We start from the raw sequence: 19,743 nt of genomic DNA on the forward strand, positions 1-19,743 counted from the left end.
GGGGGAGCGCTGGGATCCCCCGCCGCGGTGGTTGCTGGTTAGCGGTGGTTGCTGGTTACTTGAAGAACTTCGGGGCGTTCTGGGCGATGGTGTTGTCCATCGTTTCGGTGAACTGCTGGGGCGTGATCTCGCCCTGCACCAGGAGGACGAGCTCCTGCTGCAGCCGGGTGTTGGTGGTCGGATCCAGCTGGGTGTCCCACGGCATGGCCTGCTTGGAGCCGAGGTCCTTGGCCTGGTCCAGGGCCTTCCGGTACAGCGGGGTGGCATTGGCCGGGACGGTAGTCTCGACGTCGGTGGTGGGGGAAAGGGCGCCGGTAGCCGCGTATTCAGCGGGGTACTTCTCCAGGGCGAACTTCAGGAAGTCGCTCACCAGCGGGTCGTAGGTCTTGGCGTTCACGGCCATGCCGATGCCCGACGGCGAGACAAACTCGTTCGCCGCCGTCACCGATCCGGCGGTGGTGGGCAGGGTGAAGAAGTCGACGTCGTTGCGGACGGCGGGGTTCAGCTTGTCGGTGGCCAGGCTGGACAGCTCCCACGTGCCGATGTTGTACATGGCCGCCTGTCCGGACGTGAACTGGTTCTGCGCGTCGGAGTAGCCCTGGGCGGAGAAGCCGTCCTGGAAGCACTTGGCCTTGCCCAGTTCCGCCATCCAGTTGACGGTTTTCTGGCCCGCGGCGTCCGCGAACTTGGCTTCGCCCTTCTTCAGTTTCTGCACAAACTCCGGGCCGGCCGCCCGGAAGGGCTGGTAGGCGACGTACCTCTCCAGCGGCCACTGGTCCTGGCCGTCGATGGCGATGGGGGTGATGCCGGCGCCACGGAGTGCGGTGCACATGGCCGGGATGTCGTCGAGCGACTTCGGGACTGACACGCCGGCCTTGGCGAACAGGGCCTTGTTGTACCAGATGTATTCCAGCTCGTACTGGAACGGCACCATGTACAGCGAACCGTCGTCGAAGCGCTGGTAGTCCAGGGCGCCGGGGCGGTATTTGTCGTAGATTCCCAGCGTCTTCAGGAGCTTTTCGGCGTCGAGCATCTTGCCCTGCTTGGCCAGCTGCTGCGCGAACGGCGTTGCGTCCGTGTCGAACAGTTCCGGCAGCTTGTTGGCGGCGGCAAGGGTCTCGAGCTTCTGGATGTAGGAGGGCCGGTCCGGGGTGGTGATCAGGTTCAGCGCGAAGCCCGGGTGGTCCTTGGCGTAGTCGTCGGCCAACTTCTTCATGATGTTGATGACGGCGCCGTCGGCGGGCCGCGACAGCAGCCAGGAGATCTCCCGGGGCTTGATCTCGCCGGTGGGGGCCACGTTGGAGGAGCTGGTGGAGCCTCCGCCCCCGCAGCCGGTGAGGGCAAGGGCGGCAACAGCTGCGACGGCGGCAGCGCGGAACAGGTTTTTCATAGCGGCAATCTCCCTTGATTGGAGCGGATCGTTGGATGGGTCGGGTGGAACGGAAAGGAGTTATTCAGTTGTCGGTGCGCTTGCGTACTTCGAAATCGGTGACAGTGACTGAGCCTTCGCCGGCGAAGACGCCTATTCCGCCGGTGGGAAGGTCATAGATCCGGGTGCTGAGGGCCACCTGGCGGTCCACGACGGCGACGCACAGGTCCCCGTCGACCACCACTTCCAGCGTGTGGGGGCCCGGAGGCAGGTGGCAGGGGCGTTCGAGCTCGACGGCGAACGGGACGTCTCCGGAGACATGCCACTGGGCGTCACCGGTGACGGCGCGGGGCCAGCGGTCGAAGACCATGCGGCCACGCTTCGGTTCGAGCCGGACGATGTAGGAGTGGTCACCGTCCGGGGTGGCGCGCAGCAGCATCCCGCATTCGGTGGTGCCGGGCTCGATGTCCAGCACAGCCCGGGCGTAGAACTGCGTGGGCATGTCGTCGTCCGGGACGACGGCCGTGTACCCGTCCGGGACGTCCAGCCGGAGGGGCAGGCTTTCGGAGAGGGGCTGGCCGTCCAGCAGCAGGGGCACCCCGTCCCAGAAGCTGTCCACCAGCTCGTCCGCAAAGCCAAACGCCAACGTACCGTCGGCGTTCTGCAGCGCCTCCAAAACAGCCATGGTGCCCGCCCACTGCCAGGCGCCGTCGTCGGAATTCCCTTCCTTGCTGGCAATCCAGCCGAAGAAGAACCGGCGGCCGTCCCGCTCCGCGGTCTTTGAGGCGTAGAAGGCGCGCCCGTCGATGCTGTCCAGGGCGGGGACCGTCCAGGGGCCCGTGGGACTCTTGGCCATGCGGTACCGGGTGGTGAAGGTTTCGGAGAATTCGGAATAGACCATGTACCACCAGCCACCCCACTGGAAGACATCCGGGCATTCATGGGTGATGTAGCGGCGGGGATCCCAGAAGGGCTCCGTGTGCGTCCATGCCATGAGATCGGTGGAGACGCATTGCGCGATCACGCCGCGGCGCCTTTCCGGACCTTCCGAGTGCCGGGCGGCCAGGAGCATGCGCCACAGGCCGGCCTCCTCGTCGCGGAAGACGAAGGGGTCCCGCCAGTCCGCTGACTCGTATCCGTCCGGGGCGCCGAAGGTGAGTTCCGGGTGTTTGGTCCAGGTGCGCGTGCCGTCGGTGCTGGTGGCGTGCATGACCAACTGCAGCGGCAGGCCATCCGCACCCAGTCTGGCGGGGTTTTGGCCGGTGTAGAAGAGATGGTGGACGCCGGAGTGGTCGGCAACGATGCTGCCGGTGTAGCAGTTGAAGTCCGGATCCTCCGTTGTCCCGTGGGGAAGGGCCACGCCATGGTCCTGGAACTGGATGAGGTCCTTGGTGGTGACCAGGTTCCACGCGGTGCCCGGTTTGGGCTCGCCGCGGACCTCGTGGAGGTAAAAGAGCTGGAACTCCCCGTCTTTCTGGAAGGGGATAAGGTCGCCAACCCAGGCATCGGCGGGCTGGAAGAAGACTGGATAGCTCATCGGCGGTGATGTCCTTCTGCTAAAGCGTTTGATCACCATGAAGTTAGCGCGGAAAAGCGCGCTGATCAAGCGTTTTAGCAAAATAGTTTCAGGGGCCGCCCGCGTCGGGCATCCTACGTGTACTGCTTCTACCCAAACCCTTGACCGCTCCGCCGCCGGCGCGTTAGCCTCTCCTGCTAAAGCGCTTAATCATGTGCGCGATCCCTTGTCGGCCAAGGGGTCCCGAGCCGCCATCGAGCGCCACGGCACTGCCGCCGTCCCCGTGAGAGGAAGTCAACGATGACCCATGCCATGTCACGCCGCCACGTCCTGCAGGGCACAGGAGCAGGAGCCCTTGCACTGTTCCTGGCCGATGCCTTGCCTGCTGCTCCCGCCCGCGCCCAGGGGTCCCTGCGCGCGCACTTCCATATGACGCCGCCGTCGGGTTGGCTGTGCGACCCCCAGCGCCCGGTGTTCACCGGCGGGGCGTACCACCTGTACTACCTCCATTCGGCGCAAAACAACGGACCCGGCGGCTGGGACCATGCCACCACTGTGGACGGCGTCGGGTATGCCCACCAGGGCGCCGCGTTGCCGCTGCAGCCGGACTTCCCCGTCTGGTCCGGGTCGGCAGTGGTGGACGCCGCGAACACCGCCGGCTTCGGCGCCGGTGCCATCGTCGTGCTTGCCACCCAGCCCACGGACGGCATCCGCAAGTACCAGGAGCAGTATCTTTACTGGTCAACCGACGGCGGATACACCTTCACCGCCCTGCCGGATCCGGTAATTCCCAACACTGACGGGCGGGCTGCCACCACGCAGGCGGAGATCGACAACGCGGAGTGGTTCCGCGACCCGAAGATCCATTGGGATGCGGCCCGCAACGAGTGGGTGTGCGTCATCGGATGTGCCCGGTATGCCGCCTTCTATACGTCTGCCAACCTGAGGGACTGGCAGTTGCAGCGCAATTTCGATTATCCGAACCACGCGCTGGGCGGGATCGAGTGCCCCGACCTCTTTGAGATGACAGCCGGCGACGGGACACGGCACTGGGTGCTTGGCGCCAGCATGGATGCCTACAGCATTGGCCTGCCCATGACCTACGCCTACTGGACGGGGAGGTGGGACGGCGGGCAGTTCCTGGCCGACGAGGTGGACAATCCGCAGTGGCTGGACTGGGGCTGGGACTGGTACGCGGCGGTGACGTGGCCCGCGCTGGAGGCGCCGGACACGAAGCGCTATGCGGTGGCGTGGATGAACAACTGGAAATACGCTGCCCGGGACGTGCCCACCGACGCCACCGACGGGTACAACGGGCAGAACTCCATCGTTCGGGAGCTGCGGCTGGAACGCCAGCCCGGCGGCTGGTACAGCCTGCTGAGCAGCCCGGTTGCCGCGCTCGCCGGCTATGCCACCTCCACCACGGTGCTCCCTGACCGGACGGTGGATGGAAGCGCCGTCCTGCCGTGGAACGGGCGCGCCTACGAGCTGGAGCTGGACATCTCCTGGGACTCCGCGGCGAACGTTGGGGTCTCCGTGGGCCGTTCCACAGACGGCACACGCCACACAAACATCGGCAAGTACGGGGCCGAACTGTATGTCGACCGGGCACCCTCGGACCTGGCCGGGTACTCGCTGGTGCCGTATACCCGGGCTGCGGCCCCCATCGACGCGGCTGCCCGGTCGGTCCACCTGCGCATCTTCGTGGACATGCAAAGTGTGGAAGTGTTCGTCAACGCCGGGCATACGGTGCTTTCACAGCAGGTGCATTTTGCCGACGGCGATTCGGGGATCTCCTTCTACACCGACGGCGGGCCGGCAACGTTTTCCGGGATCACTATCAGGGAATTCGCGGCGACTGTCGCCTGACCCCGCTAGCCCAGCCCGTCCAGCGTCACGCCTGTGTGCTCCGCGAGCTGCGCCAGCAGCGCATCCTGGAACCTGGGGTCGGTGGCTGCCGGGTGCGGCTTTTGCCGGTGCTGGTGGTACCAGTAGCCGCCGCTGGCCAGCGCGGCCGGGTCGTCGCTGGTGGCCAGCCATTCCTGCGTGCGGTGGCCCAGTTCCAGGCTGTCCGGTGCCGATCGGCCGCCCATCCTCGTGGGCACCCAGCCGGGGTCGACGGCGTTGCTGGCGACGTGCGGCACCAGCCGGGCCACCGCTGTCGACAGTGCAGTGACGTGCAGCTTCGTGGTGGAGTAGGAGGCCGTCGTCGTCCGTCCTGACCAGTCCAGACCGTCCAGGCCGGTGTCCCCGCCGCGGTGCATGCCGCTGCTCAGGTAGATGAGCCGGCGCGGCCCGGGGATGAGGGCGGTCAGCAGGTACGGGGCGACGACGTTGACCGGCAGCAGGGCCGGGCCGGCCAGGATTCCCGCGTTGTGGATGACCGCGTCGATACCGCCGATCCCGTTGGCCTCGTTTGCGATCTGACGGACCTCCTCCGGCACCGCGAGGTCCCCGATGAGGCACTGCGCACCCTGGTCCAGAGGTGCTGCACGGCGGGGATCCGCCGGGAAGACCGCGCGTGCACGATCACCTCGTGGCCCTCCCGAAGGAGCGACGCCGCGGCCGCCCGGCCCAGGCCGTCGGTGGATCCGGTGATGAAGACCCGTGCCATGCCCAGCCCTCCTGTTCGTGGATGTGACCCCACGCTACTCCAGGACCGGCTCAAGGCCGTTTCCGGCGAAGGAACAGCGTCAGCAGTACCCCGAAGGCCAGGAACAACAGGCCCACTACCAGCTTCCCGGTATCGATGCCGGCGCTTCCCGGCCCGCTGTCAGCTGCGTTGGCGGCGACACCACCCAAAACCAAGAGGCCGCCTGCGAAAGAGGTACCAAGCAGGCACGTACGGATGTTGCGATGCATCATGGGAGAGTTCTCCTGAAAAGTTGGTTTGGGCGCCTGTGCAGCCCGGGAATCGGCTCGTATCCCGCGCTCAAGGGACGCGGGGAAGGGCCTCAACTAGTCAGGAGAAGAACCGGGGTCGAAGGACACCGGTGCGGGGGGAGCGAGCAAACGGCCTTGGGCGGCGGCGGTGCCAGCCACTGCAGCAGGGAATCGATGCGGGCAAATCCAGGCAGGCGCCGCCGGGTCATTGCCACCGGATGAGTTGCTTCCGCCAGCGGCACCGGGCACGGCAGGCGACGGGTCCGACGGCGTGCGGGACGGGGCGTCGCCCGGGCCCGCCCCTGGGGCCAGGGCCGTTGCAGCTACAGGCCTCAGCCGCGGGTCACAGGCAAAGCCGGTGTTGGGCATGCGGTGGCTGGGGGAAGGGGCGACGATTTCAGGGCCGACATTCGCCTGCTGCGGTTCCGCAGCGCGGGAAGGCGCGCCATCACCAGGCAGCGGGATGGCGGCAGGAAGGGCAGGCGCCGCCGCCGGGGGAGCTGCCGGGGTGACCGCGGGCAGGGGCGCTGCGCTGATGACCGGGTCAAGGACTGGCTGAAGGGGTTGGAGGATGGCGCCGGCAAGGGGAACAACGGTCCCCAGTGTCCCGCCGACCATGCCGTCAACGGTGTCAACGGTGTCCACGGAGGGGTCCACCACTGCCGCCACCGTTCCTGCCGGCACGGCGGTGTTGGCCACCGGAACAGTCTGCACCAGCTGGTCGGCCACGCCGGTGCCCGGTCCTGCTGCCGCCGGTTCCAGGACGTCCCTGGCCTGATGGGTGGCGGTGCTGCTGACTGAGCTCCACGTGGATCCGGCAGCTTCCAGGAGTGGGTCGCCGGAGGTGGATGAGTCGGCCCACGCGCCCGTGGCGGACAGGGCCACCCACGACGCAGCGGCAGCCACGGCGATCAGCAGGGGGCGAAGGAAGGCCCAAGCGCTGAGTTTTGACTTCACTTAGTACGCCTCCCCCAGGCTTAGGTGCAATCAGTGCTATCCACCATAGGCGCAGGTCAGAGGCAGAGTCCAAGCGGCTGGACTAACAGGGAACGTGGCCCCCCAGTGCCCGGCACAGGTCAGGCGGCGCCCGTCGGGGCAGCGCGGTGGTCGATGTCTGCGGCCAGGGTGTCGATGCGGTCCGTGGCTGCGTTGAGTTTTTCGACGGCGGCCCACAGCTCCGGCTGCTGCTCCCGGACCTGCTCCAGGCTGGTTCCGGCCGAGCGGAGCGACCCGAGGTCGAAGCTGACATTGGTGCGTGCACCTGCCACCGCGGCACGGAGGGCGCCGAAGGCGACGACGACGTCTGCAACCAGCGCACGGTTGCCGTTGGTTGCGAGCCAGGCGAGGTCGTCAATGGCCTCGATGGCGCGTTCGCCCAGGACCGCGGAGGAGGCGGCGGCTTCCAGGGAGGCGTTGCGGATGGCTTCATCCCGCTCCGGCCCCGGCTCAAGGCGGAACGCCGCCCCGAACGCTTTGGAGGCGGACGCATCGTCATCAGCCAGTCGCAGGGCTTCCCCGCGCAGCGCCCGGGCGCGGTCCCTAATGCGGCCAGCCTCCCCGCCGTCGTCCCTGCCGCTGTCTTCGCTGTAGCCGGCGACCATCGAGGTCAGTGACGCCGCCACCGCCAGCATCAGGCCCGTGCCTGCCCCGCCGCCGGGCGAACCCGTGGACTCCGCCAGCGCGCGCGTCCATTCCTCAACCGTCGAATCCTGGGTGGTCACTTCAGGCTTATCCATAAGAGGAAGCGTGCCCACACATGCCCCCAGCTAAACGCCGGACGGACAAGAAGGCTACGTCCCGCGCAAACTGGCCCAGTTTTCGGCGCCCTGACCCCGAAAGTCCGGGGCATCTTCGCCGGTCCGGCCGATAAAGTGGGCCAGTGTGACGCAACGCCACCGCTATGACTACGGCCCCGATTCCAGCCAGTGGGGCGAACTGTTCCTGCCGGACGTTCCAGCAGGAGCCACGCACCACGGCGTCGTGGTGGTGATCCACGGCGGCTATTGGCGCTCCACGTACGGTGCAGAGCTGGGCGAGCCGCTGGCGGGAGACCTGGCGGAACACGGCATGGCTGCCTGGAACCTGGAGTACCGCCGGGCGGGCAACGGCGGGGGCTGGCCGGCCACGTTCCGGGATATCCTCGCGGGCATCGATAAGCTCGCCGCGCTCGCGGAACCGCACGCGCTGGACCTGGGCAAGGTGGTGGCGCTGGGGCACTCTGCCGGCGGGCACCTGGCGGTCTGGGCGGCAGGGCGGGGCCGGTGGGGTGAGCTGGCCGGGGAGCTCCAGGACCTTGACCACGGCGTCCGCCCCACCGGGGTGGTGAGCCAGTCCGGCGTCCTTAACCTGGCCGAGGCCGAACGCCTGAACCTCAGCAATGGCGCGGTGGCCAACTTGCTGGGCGGCCCGTCGTCGGAATTCCCCGAACGGTACCGCTGCGCCGACCCCATGGCCGCGCTGCCGCTGGACGTTCCGGTCTACGCCGTCCATGCCGAGGACGACGAGGACGTGCCGCCCAGCATGTCCACCACGTACGTGGACGCCAGCCGCGCAGGTGGCATGCCGGCGGAGCTGGTCCTGGTTCCGGGCGACCATTTCTCCCTGATCGACATCACCGCCGAGGCGTATGTGACGTGCCGGGAGCTGGTGGGACGGCTGCTGCGCTGACACGAACTGCTGGCGCGGGCCTGTTTCTGGCAGAGTATGACCATGCTCACAGTAATTGGCGAAGGCCTTGTCGACGTTGTCCAGCGCGCCTCCGGGATCGAGGCCCATGTGGGCGGCAGCCCGCTCAACGTCGCGGTGGGCCTGGCCCGGCTTGACCACCCCGTGCAGTTCATCGGCCGCTACGGTCGCGACGCCTATGGGGACGCCGTTGCCGCGCACCTGCGGTCCAGTTCCGTGATGCTGCCGGTTCCGCCGGACGAACTGCCCACGAGCGTGGCCACCGCACTGATTGACGACGACGGCGCCGCCACCTACACCTTCGACCTCGCCTGGGAACTTCCCGGCCTCACGGACCGGATCGGCTTCATGCTGCAGGGCACCACCCTGCTGCACACCGGCTCCATCGCCACGATGCTGGCGCCCGGCGCCACCGAGGTGCTGGCCGCCGTCGAATACGCCCACCCGTCCGCCACCATCAGCTTCGACCCCAACTGCCGGCCCAGCATCATCACGGACGTGGATTATGCGCGGCGGCAAGCCGAGAAGTTCGTGGCGCTCTCCGACGTGGTCAAGGCCTCCGACGAGGACCTCGCCTGGCTCTACCCCGGACAGGACGTGCTGGATTCGGCACGCAAATGGCTGACCATGGGCGGTGAGGAAGGGCCGGCGCTGGTGGTGGTCACCCGCGGCGCGGACGGCCCGTGGGGCGCCTGCCGGGCCGGTGAAGCCTCCGTACCCGCGCCCACAGTGGAGGTGGCCGACACGGTAGGCGCGGGCGACTCGTTCATGGCGGCGCTGCTGTCCGGCCTGGTGGACCGCGAACTGGACGGGGCGCAGAACCGGCAGGACCTCCGGGAACTCCCCGTCGAGGCCCTGGCCGAGCTCCTGGAGCATGCTGCCCGCGCGGCGGCGGTCACGGTGTCCAGGCCGGGCGCCAACCCGCCCACGCGCGCCGAGCTGCACGGGGTGGTGGCCGAAGAGGGCTAGGGGACAAACGACTGCTCCGCAGATGCCGTTCTGACCGTTCAAAGGGCCTCTGCGGAGCAGCGGATGGTGGTTTACTCCTTGCCGAGCCCAGCGGCAGAAGTCTTCCCACTCGAGACGCTGTTGAGGGCGCGGAGGTCGAAAATGCCGCTGATGTCGGCCTGCTTGGTGGTGCCGGCAGTTACGCCGTCGGCCAGGAGCTTTTGGTAGGTCCCGGCCAGCGGGTCCACGGTGAACACGATGTTCTTCAGCGACCGGGCGATCACGTCAGCCTTCAGTTCGGCACCGGCAGCTTCCTTCAGTGCTGCGTTGATAACGGTGGCCTTCTCGCCGTCGGCGGCATTGTTCAGCCACTCAACCGATTTCACGTGGCCCTTCAGCAGTGCCTTGACGGTGTCCGGGTGGTCGGCAGCGAACTTCTGGTTCACGATCAGGATGGTGGTGGGGAACTCGCCGGGCTTTCCGGACAGCGAACCGTCCCACAGATCCTTCTCGTCCACCAGCACCTTGGCGCCGGCGGTCAGCACCAGGCGGGAGGCCCATGGTTCAGGCAACCACGCGCCGTCGAGCTTTCCGTCTTGGAACAGCTTGAGGGTCTGGGCGTTCTCGGTGGGGTTGATGGCCACGTCGCCGCTGCCGTCCACGTTGGTCTTGTATCCCTGCGCGGTGAGCCAGGCGCGGAGCGCTACGTCCTGCGTGCCGCCAAGCTGCGGGGAGGCCAGGGTCCTGCCCTTGAGGTCGGCCGCGGAATTGATGTCCGGCTTGACCACCAGCTGGGCGCCGCCGGCAGCAGCGCCTGCAATGATGTTGACCGACTCGCCGCGGCTCTTGACGAACGAGTTGATGGCCGGGTTGGGGCCGATGTAGGTGGCGTCGATGGCGCCGGCGTTCAGGGCCTCGATGGCGGCGGGACCGGCGTTGAATACCTGGGTAGTCAGCTTGGTGTCACCAAGCTCGTCCGCAATGAAGCCCTTGCTGACTCCTACGAGGGCCGGGGCATGGGTGACGTTGCCGAAGTAGCCAAGCTTCAGTTCGGCTGCCGGGTTGCCGGAGGGTGCGGTGTCCTCGACGGTGGCGGCAGCGGGAGTGCCGCCACTGTTCACGCTGGCAGCGATGGCTGCCCCGCCCCCTACGAGGGCAAGGAGGACGGCGGCAATGCCGATCTTCTGGCCCAGGGGACGCTTGGGTTTGTTGGACTGCCCGGCCACGATGCGGGTTGAACCTTGCTGGTTTTGGGGACTGTTGTCCTGCGGATTGCTCACGGAATTCCTTTGCTGGGGCGGATGCTGAGACGAGATTACGGAGCACCCAGTGGGCCCACAATCACCCGTGTAGCAGGCGTTCACCGGACGACGCGAACGCTCAACGCGGCGTCGCAGAGTGTCAAAAAACGTCCCGCGGCGTCTCCGTCCGGGAGCGGCAAGCTGCCTCTCATCCCAGATGGAAGCCGCCAGCGGGGCCCGGCCGTGATTTGTTCGGCGTGTCGATGGGTACGTACGCGGCATGGGGGCTTTCGAAAACTAATCAAGGAGACGCTCATGCTGCTTTGGATCGCTATTATCATCGCCGTTCTCTGGCTTCTCGGACTGCTCGCGAACATCGGCGGCGGCCTGATCCACATCCTTCTGGTCGTCGCGGTGGTCGTCCTGATCTTCCACTTCCTTCGGGGAAGGTCCCGCGTCTAGGCGTGGACAGCGTCCCCGCCGCTGGCCCGTGCGCCGGCGGCGGGGATGCCATCGTTTCAGGCCGCCTTCACGCTTCAGGCGGCCTTCACCAAGGGCAGTTCGTCCCAGCGCGTGGTGTACCGCGGCGAGCACATGTCCCGTTTCATGGTCCAGTCCAGGCCGCACCTGATGCCTGCATGGCCCAGCCCGATTGAGCCGCGCCCAAAGCGGCGGCTCACGTCCTCGAGCAGCGGTCCGATGCGGCGCTCTTCATGCGGGTTCTCGAACGGCTCCAGCGGCGGCTGGTTGCCGGTGGGCCGCAGGTCGGTGAGCATCAGGCCCGCCTTGGCGTACTTGAGCCCGTCCCGGATGCTCGGCAACAGCGCATGGGCGGCCTTGGTCAGCAGAAGCGGGTCTGCGGTGGGCATTGGCAGGGAAACGCACACGGACGGATAAGCCTGTTCGTGGTTCCTGAACGGCGACGTGGCAGCGTACGCGGTCAGGACTTTTGCCTGGAGTCCGTGCTTCGAGAGCCTGGCGCTGGCCTGCTGCCCATAGATGCTGAGCACCTCGCGCAGGCCTGCGGCGGTGGTCACCGGTGTGGCGAAGGAGCGGGAGAAGATCAGCTGGTCACGGCCGATGCGTTCCTCCTCCATGGGAATGCAGGCAGTGCCGCGCAGTTCCAGGACTGTGCGCATCAGCACCACCGAGAACTTGTCCCTGATCGCTACCGGGTCGGCGCGGACAAGGTCCAGCACGGTGAAGATGCCTATGCCGTTCAGGCGGTTGGACAGCCGGCCGGCGATGCCCCAGATCTCGGCCACGGGCAGCCGGGCCATCAGCCCGTCCCGCGCCTCAGGCGGGACGCAGTCCCAGAGGCAGACGCCGCCGAACGCGGCATTGTTCTTGGCCCATTTATTGCAGAGCTTGGCGAGGGTCTTGGTGGGGGCGATCCCCACGCAGACCGGCACCCCCACGCTGCGGCGGACGGCATCCTTCATCCTGTGCCCCAGGGCCAGCAGCTGGTCCGGTTCACCTTTGACGCCCAGGAACGCCTCATCGATGCTGTAAACCTCCAGCCACGCAGAGTACCTGCCCAGCAGCTCCATCACCCGCGCACTGATGTCGCCGTACAGCTCGTAATTGCTGGACCTGGCCACCAGCCCCCACTCCTTGGCCCGCGGCGCGAGCTTGAACCAGGGCTCGCCCGTGGCAATGCCAAGCGCTTTGGCCTCCGGGGACCGGGTCACGGCGCAGCCATCGTTGTTGGACAGCACCACCAGTGGCCGGCCCTCCAGGGACGGATCGAACGCACGCTCCGCGGAGGCGTAGAAGCAGTTGACGTCCACATGGGCGATCTGCGGCATCTGCCGCATGATGGCAGGCCTGGCCATTACCGGCACTCACACATGGTGCAGGCACCTGGTGGCGACGCCCCAGATGGTCAGCTCGGACAGTGCGGCGACCCGGATGTCCGGATACTTCGGGTTCTCCGCCTGCAGGATGACGCCGGTGGGCGTGATCCGCAGGCGCTTGACCGTCAGCTCGCCGTCGAGGACCGCCACCACCACCGAGCCGTCCTTGGGTTCCAGTGCCCGGTTCACGATCAGCTCATCACCGTCGCTGATTCCGGCGCCTTCCATGGAACTTCCGGTCACCCTCACCACGTAGGTGCTGGTGATGTCCTTGATGAGGTGCGCGTTCAGGTCGATCCGGCCGTCGAAGTAGTCCTGTGCGGGGGAGGGAAACCCTGCCGCGACAGCCACCGGGGAGATCAGCACCGAGAACAACGAGGCGCCCGCATCTATCACGCGGGGACCGATAATAACGCCCACAACACACCTTTATTCGAAAATATGTTCGATAAGTTCAGTGTAGCTCCGTGCGCTGACAACGGGGACCCCCGGGCCAGCCACGAATTGGATACGGGCACGCCGAGGCGGATGGGGCATCCAAGGGCTAGGCTGGGACCACTTCAGCTTTGGGGGAAAGCGGATGCGGTTCGTTAAGTCCTGGTTGGTTCCGGCAGTGCTGCTCAGTGCCTTGACCGGGTGCGGGTACAGCGGCCCGCCTGAGGGCGTGGGCACGCCCCGGACGGAGGGCGGCACGGCCCCGCCGCCCGTCACGGGAAACTCCAAGGCGCCCGGCGCGGATCCGCGGGAATTGGAGTTGGAAGAGATGCGGAGCTGGTCCGCACAACAGCTACAACCCGCTGTGCCCGGCCAGTTCGCCGGTTCCACCAGCTCCAACACCACCGTCAGCTTCGGTTTTGCCGCACAGCCGGGCAGCTATGACGTGCACTTCACCTGCGACGGGCCCGCGGACACCCAACTGTCGCTCGCCAGCGACGCCGGGGCCGAGGTCCTCGCCCCGGTGCAGGTTCCCTGCGATGGGCACGTCTTCAAGACCCAGGTGGCGCTCGCCGCCCAGGGGGTGGAGTTCATCATGAGTCCCGGCGAGGGCGCGGAGGGCAGGTACGCGTTCAGGCTGGTTCCGGCACGGCAGCAGGTGCCCGCCACGCTGCTCCAAAGCGGCGGCCAGAAGGCCATCGTCCATTCGGGACAGTGGTCAGCCCCGCGTGTGCCAGCCCGGCTCAGTGGAACCTTGGGCAACGACGGCGCCGGCTGCGTTGTCCTTCAGGCGGAGGGCGGTGACGACTACACGCTGATCTTCCCCGAAGGAACCCGGTTCGACGGCGAAACACTGGTCATGCCCGCCGGCCCGCCGCTCTCCGCGGGAAGCCGCGTATCGGTCGGGGGCTCCCGCGTGGCCTCGAACGAGAGCCTGAGCATGTGCCTGAACTACAGCCGGCTCCTCTCCGTGGAAACAGCCGCCATGCTTCCCTGACCCCGGACCGCCCCGTCCGGCCCTCGTCCACGGTGCTTCGTTGGAAAGCGCGACGGCGGCTGAACCCCACGTAGACTTGCAGGATGCGGCTGGTTGCAAGCGATATCGACGGAACGATCCTCGGGCATGACGGAAAAATCAGCCCCCGCACCGTCCGCGCCTTCCACGCCTGCCGGGACGCCGGCGTCGAACTCGTCTTCGTCACCGGCCGGCCGCCGCGGTGGCTGCACCCGCTCGAGGAGCAGCTGGGCCACACGGGCCGCGTGATCTGTTCCAACGGTGCAGTGGTCTGGGACCTGGAAGCGGACCGCCTGGTCTCCGCCCGCACCCTCGCCCTCGACGCCGTCCTGGAGACCCGCCGCATCATCAAGAAGCTCCGCCCCGCCGCGCTGTTCGCCGCCGAGACGCTCACCGGCTTCCATCTCGAACCCGGCTTCATCGAGAACGAGTCCAGCGAGTTGCTGGCCGAATTCACCCCGGCCCCGCTGGCGGAAACCCTGGCCAACGACGATTCCGTGGTGAAATTCCTCGCGATCGTCCGCGACGGCACGCCGGACGAATTCCTCGCCGAGGTGGGTCCCGCCGTCGAGCACCTGGCCGCCGCCACCCACTCCTCGCCCGGCGTCGCCATGCTGGAACTGTCCCTGCCCGGGGTCAACAAGGCCGTGACGCTGGCGCAGTATGCAGCCGGCCTGGGCATCGACGCCGCGGACGTGGTGGCTTTCGGCGACATGCCCAACGACATTGAAATGCTCCGCTGGGCCGGTCACGGCTACGCAATGGCCAGCGGCCATCCGGACGCCATCCGGGCGGCGGACCGGCAGGCGCCGCACTTTGACGACGACGGCGTAGCCCAGGTTCTCGAGGCCCGGCTCGCCGCCCTCGGGGTCCAGTTTTCCTGATTCTTCCAGCTGGCGCTCACCTGGCGTTTACCTTCGCCCCGTAGCGTGCAGCGGAGCAGGCACCTCTCCTGCGGCTCATAGGGGGTTACCGATGGCAAGGAATGCAAGGCACCAGGCGGCGGACGCCCCGCTGCGCAAAGAAACGCCCGCCCCGCACTGGAAGCAGCTGCGCCAGGGCGACCGGGTCCGCGTCCTGCTCTCTCCGGGCTTTGAGGCAGGCGGCACCGTGGACACCATCACCGCGGACCACACGGCGGTCTGGGTCCACCTCGACGGCGGCCGCGGCCGCACCCTGCTGCACTGCGCCGACGGTGTGGACATCGTTCCCTGCGGAGAGACCGGCTGCCGGGACTGATTGCTGCTGCCGGCGTCACAGGTGCGGGGTACGCTCGCAGTGTGACCCTGCCCTTCTTCCAGCATCCGGACGACGACGGCCGGCGGCTTCCGATCGCCATGGCCCACCGCGGGTTTTCCACGGATGGGCTGGAAAATTCCATGGCGGCGTTCCGCGCCGGTGCCGGCCTGGGCTTCCGGTACCTGGAAACCGACGTGCACACAACGGCCGACGGCGTGCTGCTGCTTTTCCACGACGAGACGCTGGACCGCGTCACGGACGGCCGCGGCAGGGTCGCGGAGCTGGCGGCCGCGGACGTGGCGCGGGCCAGGATCAACGGCCGCGAGCCCATTCCGACGTTCGACGAGCTGGTCACGGAACTCCCCGACGCCCGGTTGAACCTCGACGTCAAGGACTGGGGCTCGGTCCGCAGCACCGCCGCCGCCATCGAGCGGCACCAGGTGCACCACCGGGTGCTCGTCGCCAGCTTTTCGGACCGGCGGCGGCGGGCGGTGCTGAAACTCCTCAGCCAGCCGGTGGCATCATCCGCGGGGGTGGCCTCCAACGCCCTGTTCACGGTTCTGGGGCCGCTGCTTCCCGGCCCGCTGTTCCGGCCGCTGATGCGACGGGTCCTCCGGGACGTCCACGCCCTGCAGGTGCCCGTGCGCTACGGGCGCATCCCCGTGGTAACCCCGGGGTTCATCCGGCGGGCGCATGCCCTGGAGCTGGTGGTGCACGTCTGGACGATCAACGACGCCCAAGAGATGCACCGCCTGCTGCACCTGGGCGTGGACGGCATCGTCACGGACCGGGCGGACCTGCTCCGTGAAGTGCTCATGCAGCGGGGCGAGTGGCCCGGCCGGCCATCCGCCTGAATCCGCTCCTTGCTAATCCCCAACCTGGCCGGTTCTGCGCCGCGGCAGGCCTACCCGCGTCCCGTGCTGGTTGACGGGTCCTGGTCGCCCTCGGAGGGATCGGCCCGCAGCTCATCCGGGTTGCTCTCCGGAAGTCCGCCCGACCCCGCGACGCTGCCTCCGGCCGACCCGGCCCCGCCGACAGGTGCGGTGGCCTCTCCGGCCAGGGCGCCGTCGTCGTTCCCTGCGTCTGTGCCTGTTTCATCAGCGTCACCGCCCAGGGGGCTGCTCGACACCGGACCGGGTGCCGCGCCCGCCTTCAGGCCGGGCGCCTTCTGCTTCTCCGCCTCCATGGCGTTCGAGCCCTCGCTCAGGGACGAGTGGACTTCGACGTCGTCATTGGGGTCCGCCGGATCGGGAACGTCCAGTTTCTCCGCGGGCTTGGATGTCCCGGCCAGATCCTCCATGGCGTTCTCTGCTGCCTTGCCGATGCTGTCGCCGATTCCCATGTGACTGCTCCTTCCGAGATCACCGGCCGTCGCCCCAGCGGCGCACGGCCTACTCCTCCAGAATTATCAGCATGCTTACAATTAGTCCAGAGCTGGGGCACTGGACCGCAGCCGGAGAGGAAGGACGGAAGCACTGTGAGCACTTACCATCCGGAAAATGATCCGGCGAACCCTGACCGGCCAGGCAGGGACGACGTCGGCGCCGCCCAGCCCGACCTCGAGCGGCAGCGCAGCACGGAAGCGGGCGGCTCGCCCAACCCCGATCCGGCCGAAGGCAACATCACGGGCCTGGAACCGGGCGGGGGAGTGCCCCCAGGGGAGACGCCGCCGGCGGAGGACCAGATGAGCCGGGACCAGGGCCACTCCGAATAGGTCGCCACCGCGGGCGGGGGCTTGCCGCTCCCGCCTGCGTTACGTCAGGATTCGTTGCCCTGCCGGACGGTCCTCGACTCATCGGGGCCGGGAAGGTGCCGCTTGAGCCCGTCCAGGTCCAGCTTGCTGTTCCAGTTTGCCCAGTCCTCGGGCCGCACCGAGGGGCGGCCCAGGAGGTAGCCCTGCCCGGCGCTGACACCCAGTTCCGTGAGGACCCGGAGTTCGCCCACGGTTTCGATGCCTTCGGCGACGAGCGTGATGCCGATCTGGTCCGTGAAGTCGACCAGGCAGGCAGCCAGTGCGTGCTGCAGTCCATCGGTGTCGACGTCGCTGATGACGTTGCGGCCCACCTTGAGGAAGTCGGGCCGCAGGTGGAGCATCCGGCTGAGCGCGCCCGCTCCGGTGTGGGTGTCGTCCACGGCGATCCGCAGCCCCCGCTCGCGCAGCGGATTAATGGCGGAGATGAACTGCAGGTACTCCTCTTCGGGAATGTCCTCGGTCAATTCGAGGACCACCCGGCTAATGGGGAGTTCGATATGGTCGAATAACTCGGGAAGCCGTGGGTCCAGGCAGGACGTCGGGGAAATGTTGAGGGACACGTACAGGTCCCCGGGCAGGTTGCGCGCGGCGGCGGCGGCCGACCCCAAAGCCGAGAATTCCAGGTTGGCGCCCAGGCCCACCGCATTTGCCTCGGCAAACCACAACTCGGCGGCAGCGCCGTCGTCACTGACGAAACGCGAAAGGGCTTCTGCCCCCACCACACCTTTTCCTTCCAGGCCGTAAATGGGCTGGAAGGCGGTCATCAGCATCTGGTTCTCCAGCAGGGCGCTGATGCGGGACATGCTGCGGATGGCATCAAGCTGCTCCGCGACCTGCGGCGGCAGGGCGGGGGTCGACAGGCGCATGTCCCGGGCGGTCTCCGGTGTCCCCGCGGCATCGGCGTCGCTGCGGCGGGACTCCAGGAGGTACTCCAGCAGTGCCCGTTCAGGCACGCCGGGATTCTCATCGAGGCTGTTGCTCAGGCGCTGCCGGACAGCGGCTCCCGCGGGATCCGTATCCGCCAACACGGCGGCAATAATTCCCCACGCCTGTACTCGAACCGACATTAGCTACGCCCCCAGTTGACGAAGTAATGACCCTATGGCCCAATTAATGTTCAAATTTCCAAACGCCCTATAAGTCCGGTGTTACTGCTCGCCCTGATTTCCGCGGCGACGAAAACCAGACACCGCATGTTGATCGTATATCGGCCGAACTAAAAGCGCAGTAGTTTGTGCGCTACTGGTTAGCGCTCTCCGGCTGGCCCGCCAGCAGGGCGGGAATCTGCCCGGGGGGCACCGGCCGGCTGAAGTAGTAACCCTGGGCACTGAGGCACCCCAGGCCGCGAAGGATCTCTGCCTGCTCCGCCGTCTCCACGCCTTCCCACACCGCCTCCAGGCCGCAGGCGCGCACCAACTGCAGGACCGCGGCTACGAGTGCCGGCTGGCTGGGATCCGTATCCAGCCCGGCGATCAGCGACCGGTCAACCTTGACCCTGTCCACGGGAAGCCGGCGGAGGTAGCTGATGGACGAGTATCCCGTGCCGAAATCGTCGATCTCTATCCCGACCCCCAGCCCCCGGAGGCCGCCCAGTGAGTAGCGGTCCAGCTCGTTGCCCCTGACGATGGCCACTTCCGTCAGCTCCAGGACTACCTGGTGGGGCTTCACTCCGGTTTCCTGCAGCACGTTGCGCACGTCCTCGATGAACTGAAGGCTCTGCAGGTCCGTGGCGGAGATGTTGATGCGCACCGAGAAGCGCTGGTCCACCAAGGAGGCATCGATCCAGGCCCGCAGCTGCTTCACCGCCGTCCGGAGGACCCAATGGCCAAGATCGGAAATCAGGCCCGCTTCCTCGGCAAGCGGGATGAATTCGTCCGGCATGATGAAGCCGCGGTTGGGGTGGTCCCAGCGGACCAGCGCCTCCACCCCCTCGATCCTTCCGCTGCCAAGCTCCACGACAGGCTGGTAGTACAGCGTCAGGCCGTCGTTCTTGATGGCTGCCCGCAGGTCCTCCACCAACTGGCTCCGGAGGCGCCGCATCAGCAGCAGGCCCGGCTCGAAACGGTGCAGCCGGTTCTGGCCTTCTGCCTTGGACGCGTACATGGCGACGTCGGCCTGCATGAGCATGTCCTCGGGGCTCTGGCCGTCATCGGCAATGCTGAGCCCGATGCTGGCTCCGCAGCGCACGCTCCTGCCCGGCAGCTCAATGGGGTCGCTCAGGGCGGCCGAGATGCGCGATGCCACGATGGCCGCCTGGTCCACCGACGCCGACGGCATGACGATCGCGAATTCGTCACCGCCCAGCCGGGCCACGACGTCCGACTCCCGCACCGCGCTGCGGAGCCTTTCGCCCACCGTCACCAGGACCTGGTCCCCGCCGGTGTGCCCCATGCTGTCGTTGATGGACTTGAAGCCATCCAGGTCAATCAGCAGGATGGCGGGCCCCTCATCCGGGGCAGCCTCATCCGGCGCGGACTGGCCTGCCAGGGCGGTCCTCAGCGCCTCGATCAGCGCCGAACGGTTGGCCAGGCCGGTAAGCGGGTCCTGCATGGCCATCTTCTGCATTTCCAGGTGTGCCTCGTGCAGGAGCTGGGTGCGGACCTGGACGCGCTGCTCCAGCTCCTGGTAGATGATCTGCAGGTCTTCCGCCAGCAGATTGGTGCCCATGATGATGGCATCGAGTTCGTCCCGGGCGGGAGAGACCTCGATCCGGGAGGTCAGGTCTCCGGAGGCAAGCCGGACTATGCCTTCCAGCAGCTGGGAAAGCCGGGGGTCGTCGTCGGCAAACATCGGCTGTCCTCCT

20 protein-coding genes and 1 pseudogene are annotated in these 19,743 nt (G+C 67.4%); 9 read left to right on the forward strand and 12 right to left on the reverse strand.

Features of this window, described 5'->3' with window-relative positions; translation table 11 throughout:
- Window positions 1–55: 55 nt before the first annotated feature.
- Window positions 56–1,390, reverse strand: a complete 1,335-nt coding sequence (locus K4G53_RS06095) for an ABC transporter substrate-binding protein (protein ID WP_221384582.1) — start codon at window positions 1,388–1,390, stop codon at window positions 56–58.
- A gap of 64 nt (window positions 1,391–1,454) precedes the next feature.
- Window positions 1,455–2,906: a family 43 glycosylhydrolase gene (locus tag K4G53_RS06100; RefSeq protein WP_221384583.1), complete on the reverse strand. Its 1,452-nt coding sequence runs from the start codon at window positions 2,904–2,906 to the stop codon at window positions 1,455–1,457.
- 279 nt (window positions 2,907–3,185) lie between these two features.
- On the opposite strand from K4G53_RS06100, the gene K4G53_RS06105 reads away from it, so the two are divergent.
- Window positions 3,186–4,754, forward strand: a complete 1,569-nt coding sequence (locus K4G53_RS06105) for a glycoside hydrolase family 32 protein (RefSeq protein ID WP_221384584.1) — start codon at window positions 3,186–3,188, stop codon at window positions 4,752–4,754.
- A gap of 5 nt (window positions 4,755–4,759) precedes the next feature.
- On the opposite strand, the pseudogene K4G53_RS06110 reads toward K4G53_RS06105, so the two are convergent.
- The 4 genes and pseudogenes from K4G53_RS06110 to K4G53_RS06125 form a co-directional block, all read right to left on the reverse strand.
- Window positions 4,760–5,499 (reverse strand): annotated as a pseudogene (locus tag K4G53_RS06110) (SDR family NAD(P)-dependent oxidoreductase).
- Between the two features lie 50 nt (window positions 5,500–5,549).
- Complete coding sequence (locus K4G53_RS06115; protein ID WP_221384585.1) at window positions 5,550–5,750, reverse strand: hypothetical protein; 201 nt, start codon at window positions 5,748–5,750, stop codon at window positions 5,550–5,552.
- Window positions 5,751–5,843: 93 nt separating this feature from the next.
- Window positions 5,844–6,725, reverse strand: a complete 882-nt coding sequence (locus K4G53_RS06120; protein WP_221384586.1) for a hypothetical protein — start codon at window positions 6,723–6,725, stop codon at window positions 5,844–5,846.
- Between the two features lie 119 nt (window positions 6,726–6,844).
- Window positions 6,845–7,504: a cyclodeaminase/cyclohydrolase family protein gene (locus K4G53_RS06125; RefSeq protein WP_221384587.1), complete on the reverse strand. Its 660-nt coding sequence runs from the start codon at window positions 7,502–7,504 to the stop codon at window positions 6,845–6,847.
- A 145-nt stretch (window positions 7,505–7,649) separates the two neighbouring features.
- Between K4G53_RS06125 and K4G53_RS06130 the strand changes: the two genes are divergently transcribed.
- Both K4G53_RS06130 and K4G53_RS06135 read left to right on the forward strand, forming a co-directional pair.
- Window positions 7,650–8,435, forward strand: a complete 786-nt coding sequence (locus K4G53_RS06130; RefSeq protein WP_221384588.1) for an alpha/beta hydrolase — start codon at window positions 7,650–7,652, stop codon at window positions 8,433–8,435.
- A 42-nt stretch (window positions 8,436–8,477) separates the two neighbouring features.
- Window positions 8,478–9,422, forward strand: a complete 945-nt coding sequence (locus K4G53_RS06135) for a carbohydrate kinase (RefSeq protein WP_374226148.1) — start codon at window positions 8,478–8,480, stop codon at window positions 9,420–9,422.
- 71 nt (window positions 9,423–9,493) lie between these two features.
- On the opposite strand, the gene K4G53_RS06140 is transcribed toward K4G53_RS06135, so the two are convergent.
- Window positions 9,494–10,681, reverse strand: a complete 1,188-nt coding sequence (locus K4G53_RS06140; protein WP_221384590.1) for an ABC transporter substrate-binding protein — start codon at window positions 10,679–10,681, stop codon at window positions 9,494–9,496.
- Window positions 10,682–10,957: 276 nt separating this feature from the next.
- Between K4G53_RS06140 and K4G53_RS06145 the strand changes: the two genes are divergently transcribed.
- Window positions 10,958–11,104: a lmo0937 family membrane protein gene (locus tag K4G53_RS06145; protein WP_221384591.1), complete on the forward strand. Its 147-nt coding sequence runs from the start codon at window positions 10,958–10,960 to the stop codon at window positions 11,102–11,104.
- A gap of 74 nt (window positions 11,105–11,178) precedes the next feature.
- Here the strand turns inward: K4G53_RS06145 and K4G53_RS06150 are convergent, their stop codons facing one another.
- Both K4G53_RS06150 and K4G53_RS06155 read right to left on the reverse strand, forming a co-directional pair.
- A complete protein-coding gene (locus tag K4G53_RS06150; protein WP_221384784.1) occupies window positions 11,179–12,459 on the reverse strand; it encodes a Y-family DNA polymerase in 1,281 nt (426 codons plus the stop codon).
- 27 nt (window positions 12,460–12,486) lie between these two features.
- A complete protein-coding gene (locus K4G53_RS06155) occupies window positions 12,487–12,918 on the reverse strand; it encodes a LexA family transcriptional regulator (RefSeq protein WP_221384592.1) in 432 nt (143 codons plus the stop codon).
- Window positions 12,919–13,078: 160 nt separating this feature from the next.
- Here K4G53_RS06155 and K4G53_RS06160 point away from each other — a divergent pair, with 160 nt between their 5' ends.
- The 4 genes from K4G53_RS06160 to K4G53_RS06175 all read left to right on the forward strand — a co-directional run bounded on the left by K4G53_RS06160 (window position 13,079) and on the right by K4G53_RS06175 (window position 16,041).
- Window positions 13,079–13,930, forward strand: a complete 852-nt coding sequence (locus K4G53_RS06160; RefSeq protein WP_221384593.1) for a hypothetical protein — start codon at window positions 13,079–13,081, stop codon at window positions 13,928–13,930.
- A gap of 83 nt (window positions 13,931–14,013) precedes the next feature.
- Entirely contained in the window at window positions 14,014–14,832 is an 819-nt protein-coding gene (locus K4G53_RS06165) for an HAD family hydrolase (protein ID WP_221384594.1), read from the forward strand.
- Between the two features lie 91 nt (window positions 14,833–14,923).
- On the forward strand, window positions 14,924–15,187 hold the full coding sequence (locus tag K4G53_RS06170; RefSeq protein WP_221384595.1) for a hypothetical protein: 264 nt from the start codon (window positions 14,924–14,926) through the stop codon (window positions 15,185–15,187).
- Between the two features lie 41 nt (window positions 15,188–15,228).
- Entirely contained in the window at window positions 15,229–16,041 is an 813-nt protein-coding gene (locus K4G53_RS06175; RefSeq protein WP_221384596.1) for a glycerophosphodiester phosphodiesterase, read from the forward strand.
- A 50-nt stretch (window positions 16,042–16,091) separates the two neighbouring features.
- Here K4G53_RS06175 and K4G53_RS06180 read toward each other — a convergent pair whose 3' ends face one another.
- Window positions 16,092–16,529, reverse strand: a complete 438-nt coding sequence (locus K4G53_RS06180) for a hypothetical protein (protein ID WP_221384597.1) — start codon at window positions 16,527–16,529, stop codon at window positions 16,092–16,094.
- Window positions 16,530–16,664: 135 nt separating this feature from the next.
- Here K4G53_RS06180 and K4G53_RS06185 point away from each other — a divergent pair, with 135 nt between their 5' ends.
- Window positions 16,665–16,901: a DUF6480 family protein gene (locus K4G53_RS06185; RefSeq protein ID WP_221384598.1), complete on the forward strand. Its 237-nt coding sequence runs from the start codon at window positions 16,665–16,667 to the stop codon at window positions 16,899–16,901.
- 44 nt (window positions 16,902–16,945) lie between these two features.
- Here the strand turns inward: K4G53_RS06185 and K4G53_RS06190 are convergent, their stop codons facing one another.
- Both K4G53_RS06190 and K4G53_RS06195 read right to left on the reverse strand, forming a co-directional pair.
- A complete protein-coding gene (locus tag K4G53_RS06190) occupies window positions 16,946–18,007 on the reverse strand; it encodes an EAL domain-containing protein (RefSeq protein ID WP_260323299.1) in 1,062 nt (353 codons plus the stop codon).
- Window positions 18,008–18,179: 172 nt separating this feature from the next.
- A complete protein-coding gene (locus K4G53_RS06195; protein WP_221384599.1) occupies window positions 18,180–19,730 on the reverse strand; it encodes a bifunctional diguanylate cyclase/phosphodiesterase in 1,551 nt (516 codons plus the stop codon).
- Window positions 19,731–19,743: the final 13 nt, after the last annotated feature.

The organism is Arthrobacter sp. MAHUQ-56 (assembly GCF_019710585.1).
Classification (GTDB): domain Bacteria; phylum Actinomycetota; class Actinomycetes; order Actinomycetales; family Micrococcaceae; genus Arthrobacter.

Excerpts from the sequence above, each read along its gene's own strand:
- K4G53_RS06095 (WP_221384582.1), bottom strand. The coding sequence starts at position 1,390 with ATGAAAAACCTGTTCCGCGCTGCCGCCGTCGCAGCTGTTGCCGCCCTT.
- K4G53_RS06100 (WP_221384583.1), bottom strand. The coding sequence starts at position 2,906 with ATGAGCTATCCAGTCTTCTTCCAGCCCGCCGATGCCTGGGTTGGCGAC.
- K4G53_RS06105 (WP_221384584.1), top strand. The coding sequence starts at position 3,186 with ATGACCCATGCCATGTCACGCCGCCACGTCCTGCAGGGCACAGGAGCA.
- K4G53_RS06115 (WP_221384585.1), bottom strand. The coding sequence starts at position 5,750 with ATGATGCATCGCAACATCCGTACGTGCCTGCTTGGTACCTCTTTCGCA.
- K4G53_RS06125 (WP_221384587.1), bottom strand. The coding sequence starts at position 7,504 with ATGGATAAGCCTGAAGTGACCACCCAGGATTCGACGGTTGAGGAATGG.
- K4G53_RS06135 (WP_374226148.1), top strand. The coding sequence starts at position 8,478 with ATGCTCACAGTAATTGGCGAAGGCCTTGTCGACGTTGTCCAGCGCGCC.
- K4G53_RS06145 (WP_221384591.1), top strand. The coding sequence starts at position 10,958 with ATGCTGCTTTGGATCGCTATTATCATCGCCGTTCTCTGGCTTCTCGGA.
- K4G53_RS06150 (WP_221384784.1), bottom strand. The coding sequence starts at position 12,459 with ATGCGGCAGATGCCGCAGATCGCCCATGTGGACGTCAACTGCTTCTAC.
- K4G53_RS06160 (WP_221384593.1), top strand. The coding sequence starts at position 13,079 with ATGCGGTTCGTTAAGTCCTGGTTGGTTCCGGCAGTGCTGCTCAGTGCC.
- K4G53_RS06165 (WP_221384594.1), top strand. The coding sequence starts at position 14,014 with ATGCGGCTGGTTGCAAGCGATATCGACGGAACGATCCTCGGGCATGAC.
- K4G53_RS06170 (WP_221384595.1), top strand. The coding sequence starts at position 14,924 with ATGGCAAGGAATGCAAGGCACCAGGCGGCGGACGCCCCGCTGCGCAAA.
- K4G53_RS06180 (WP_221384597.1), bottom strand. The coding sequence starts at position 16,529 with ATGGGAATCGGCGACAGCATCGGCAAGGCAGCAGAGAACGCCATGGAG.
- K4G53_RS06190 (WP_260323299.1), bottom strand. The coding sequence starts at position 18,007 with ATGTCGGTTCGAGTACAGGCGTGGGGAATTATTGCCGCCGTGTTGGCG.
- K4G53_RS06195 (WP_221384599.1), bottom strand. The coding sequence starts at position 19,730 with ATGTTTGCCGACGACGACCCCCGGCTTTCCCAGCTGCTGGAAGGCATA.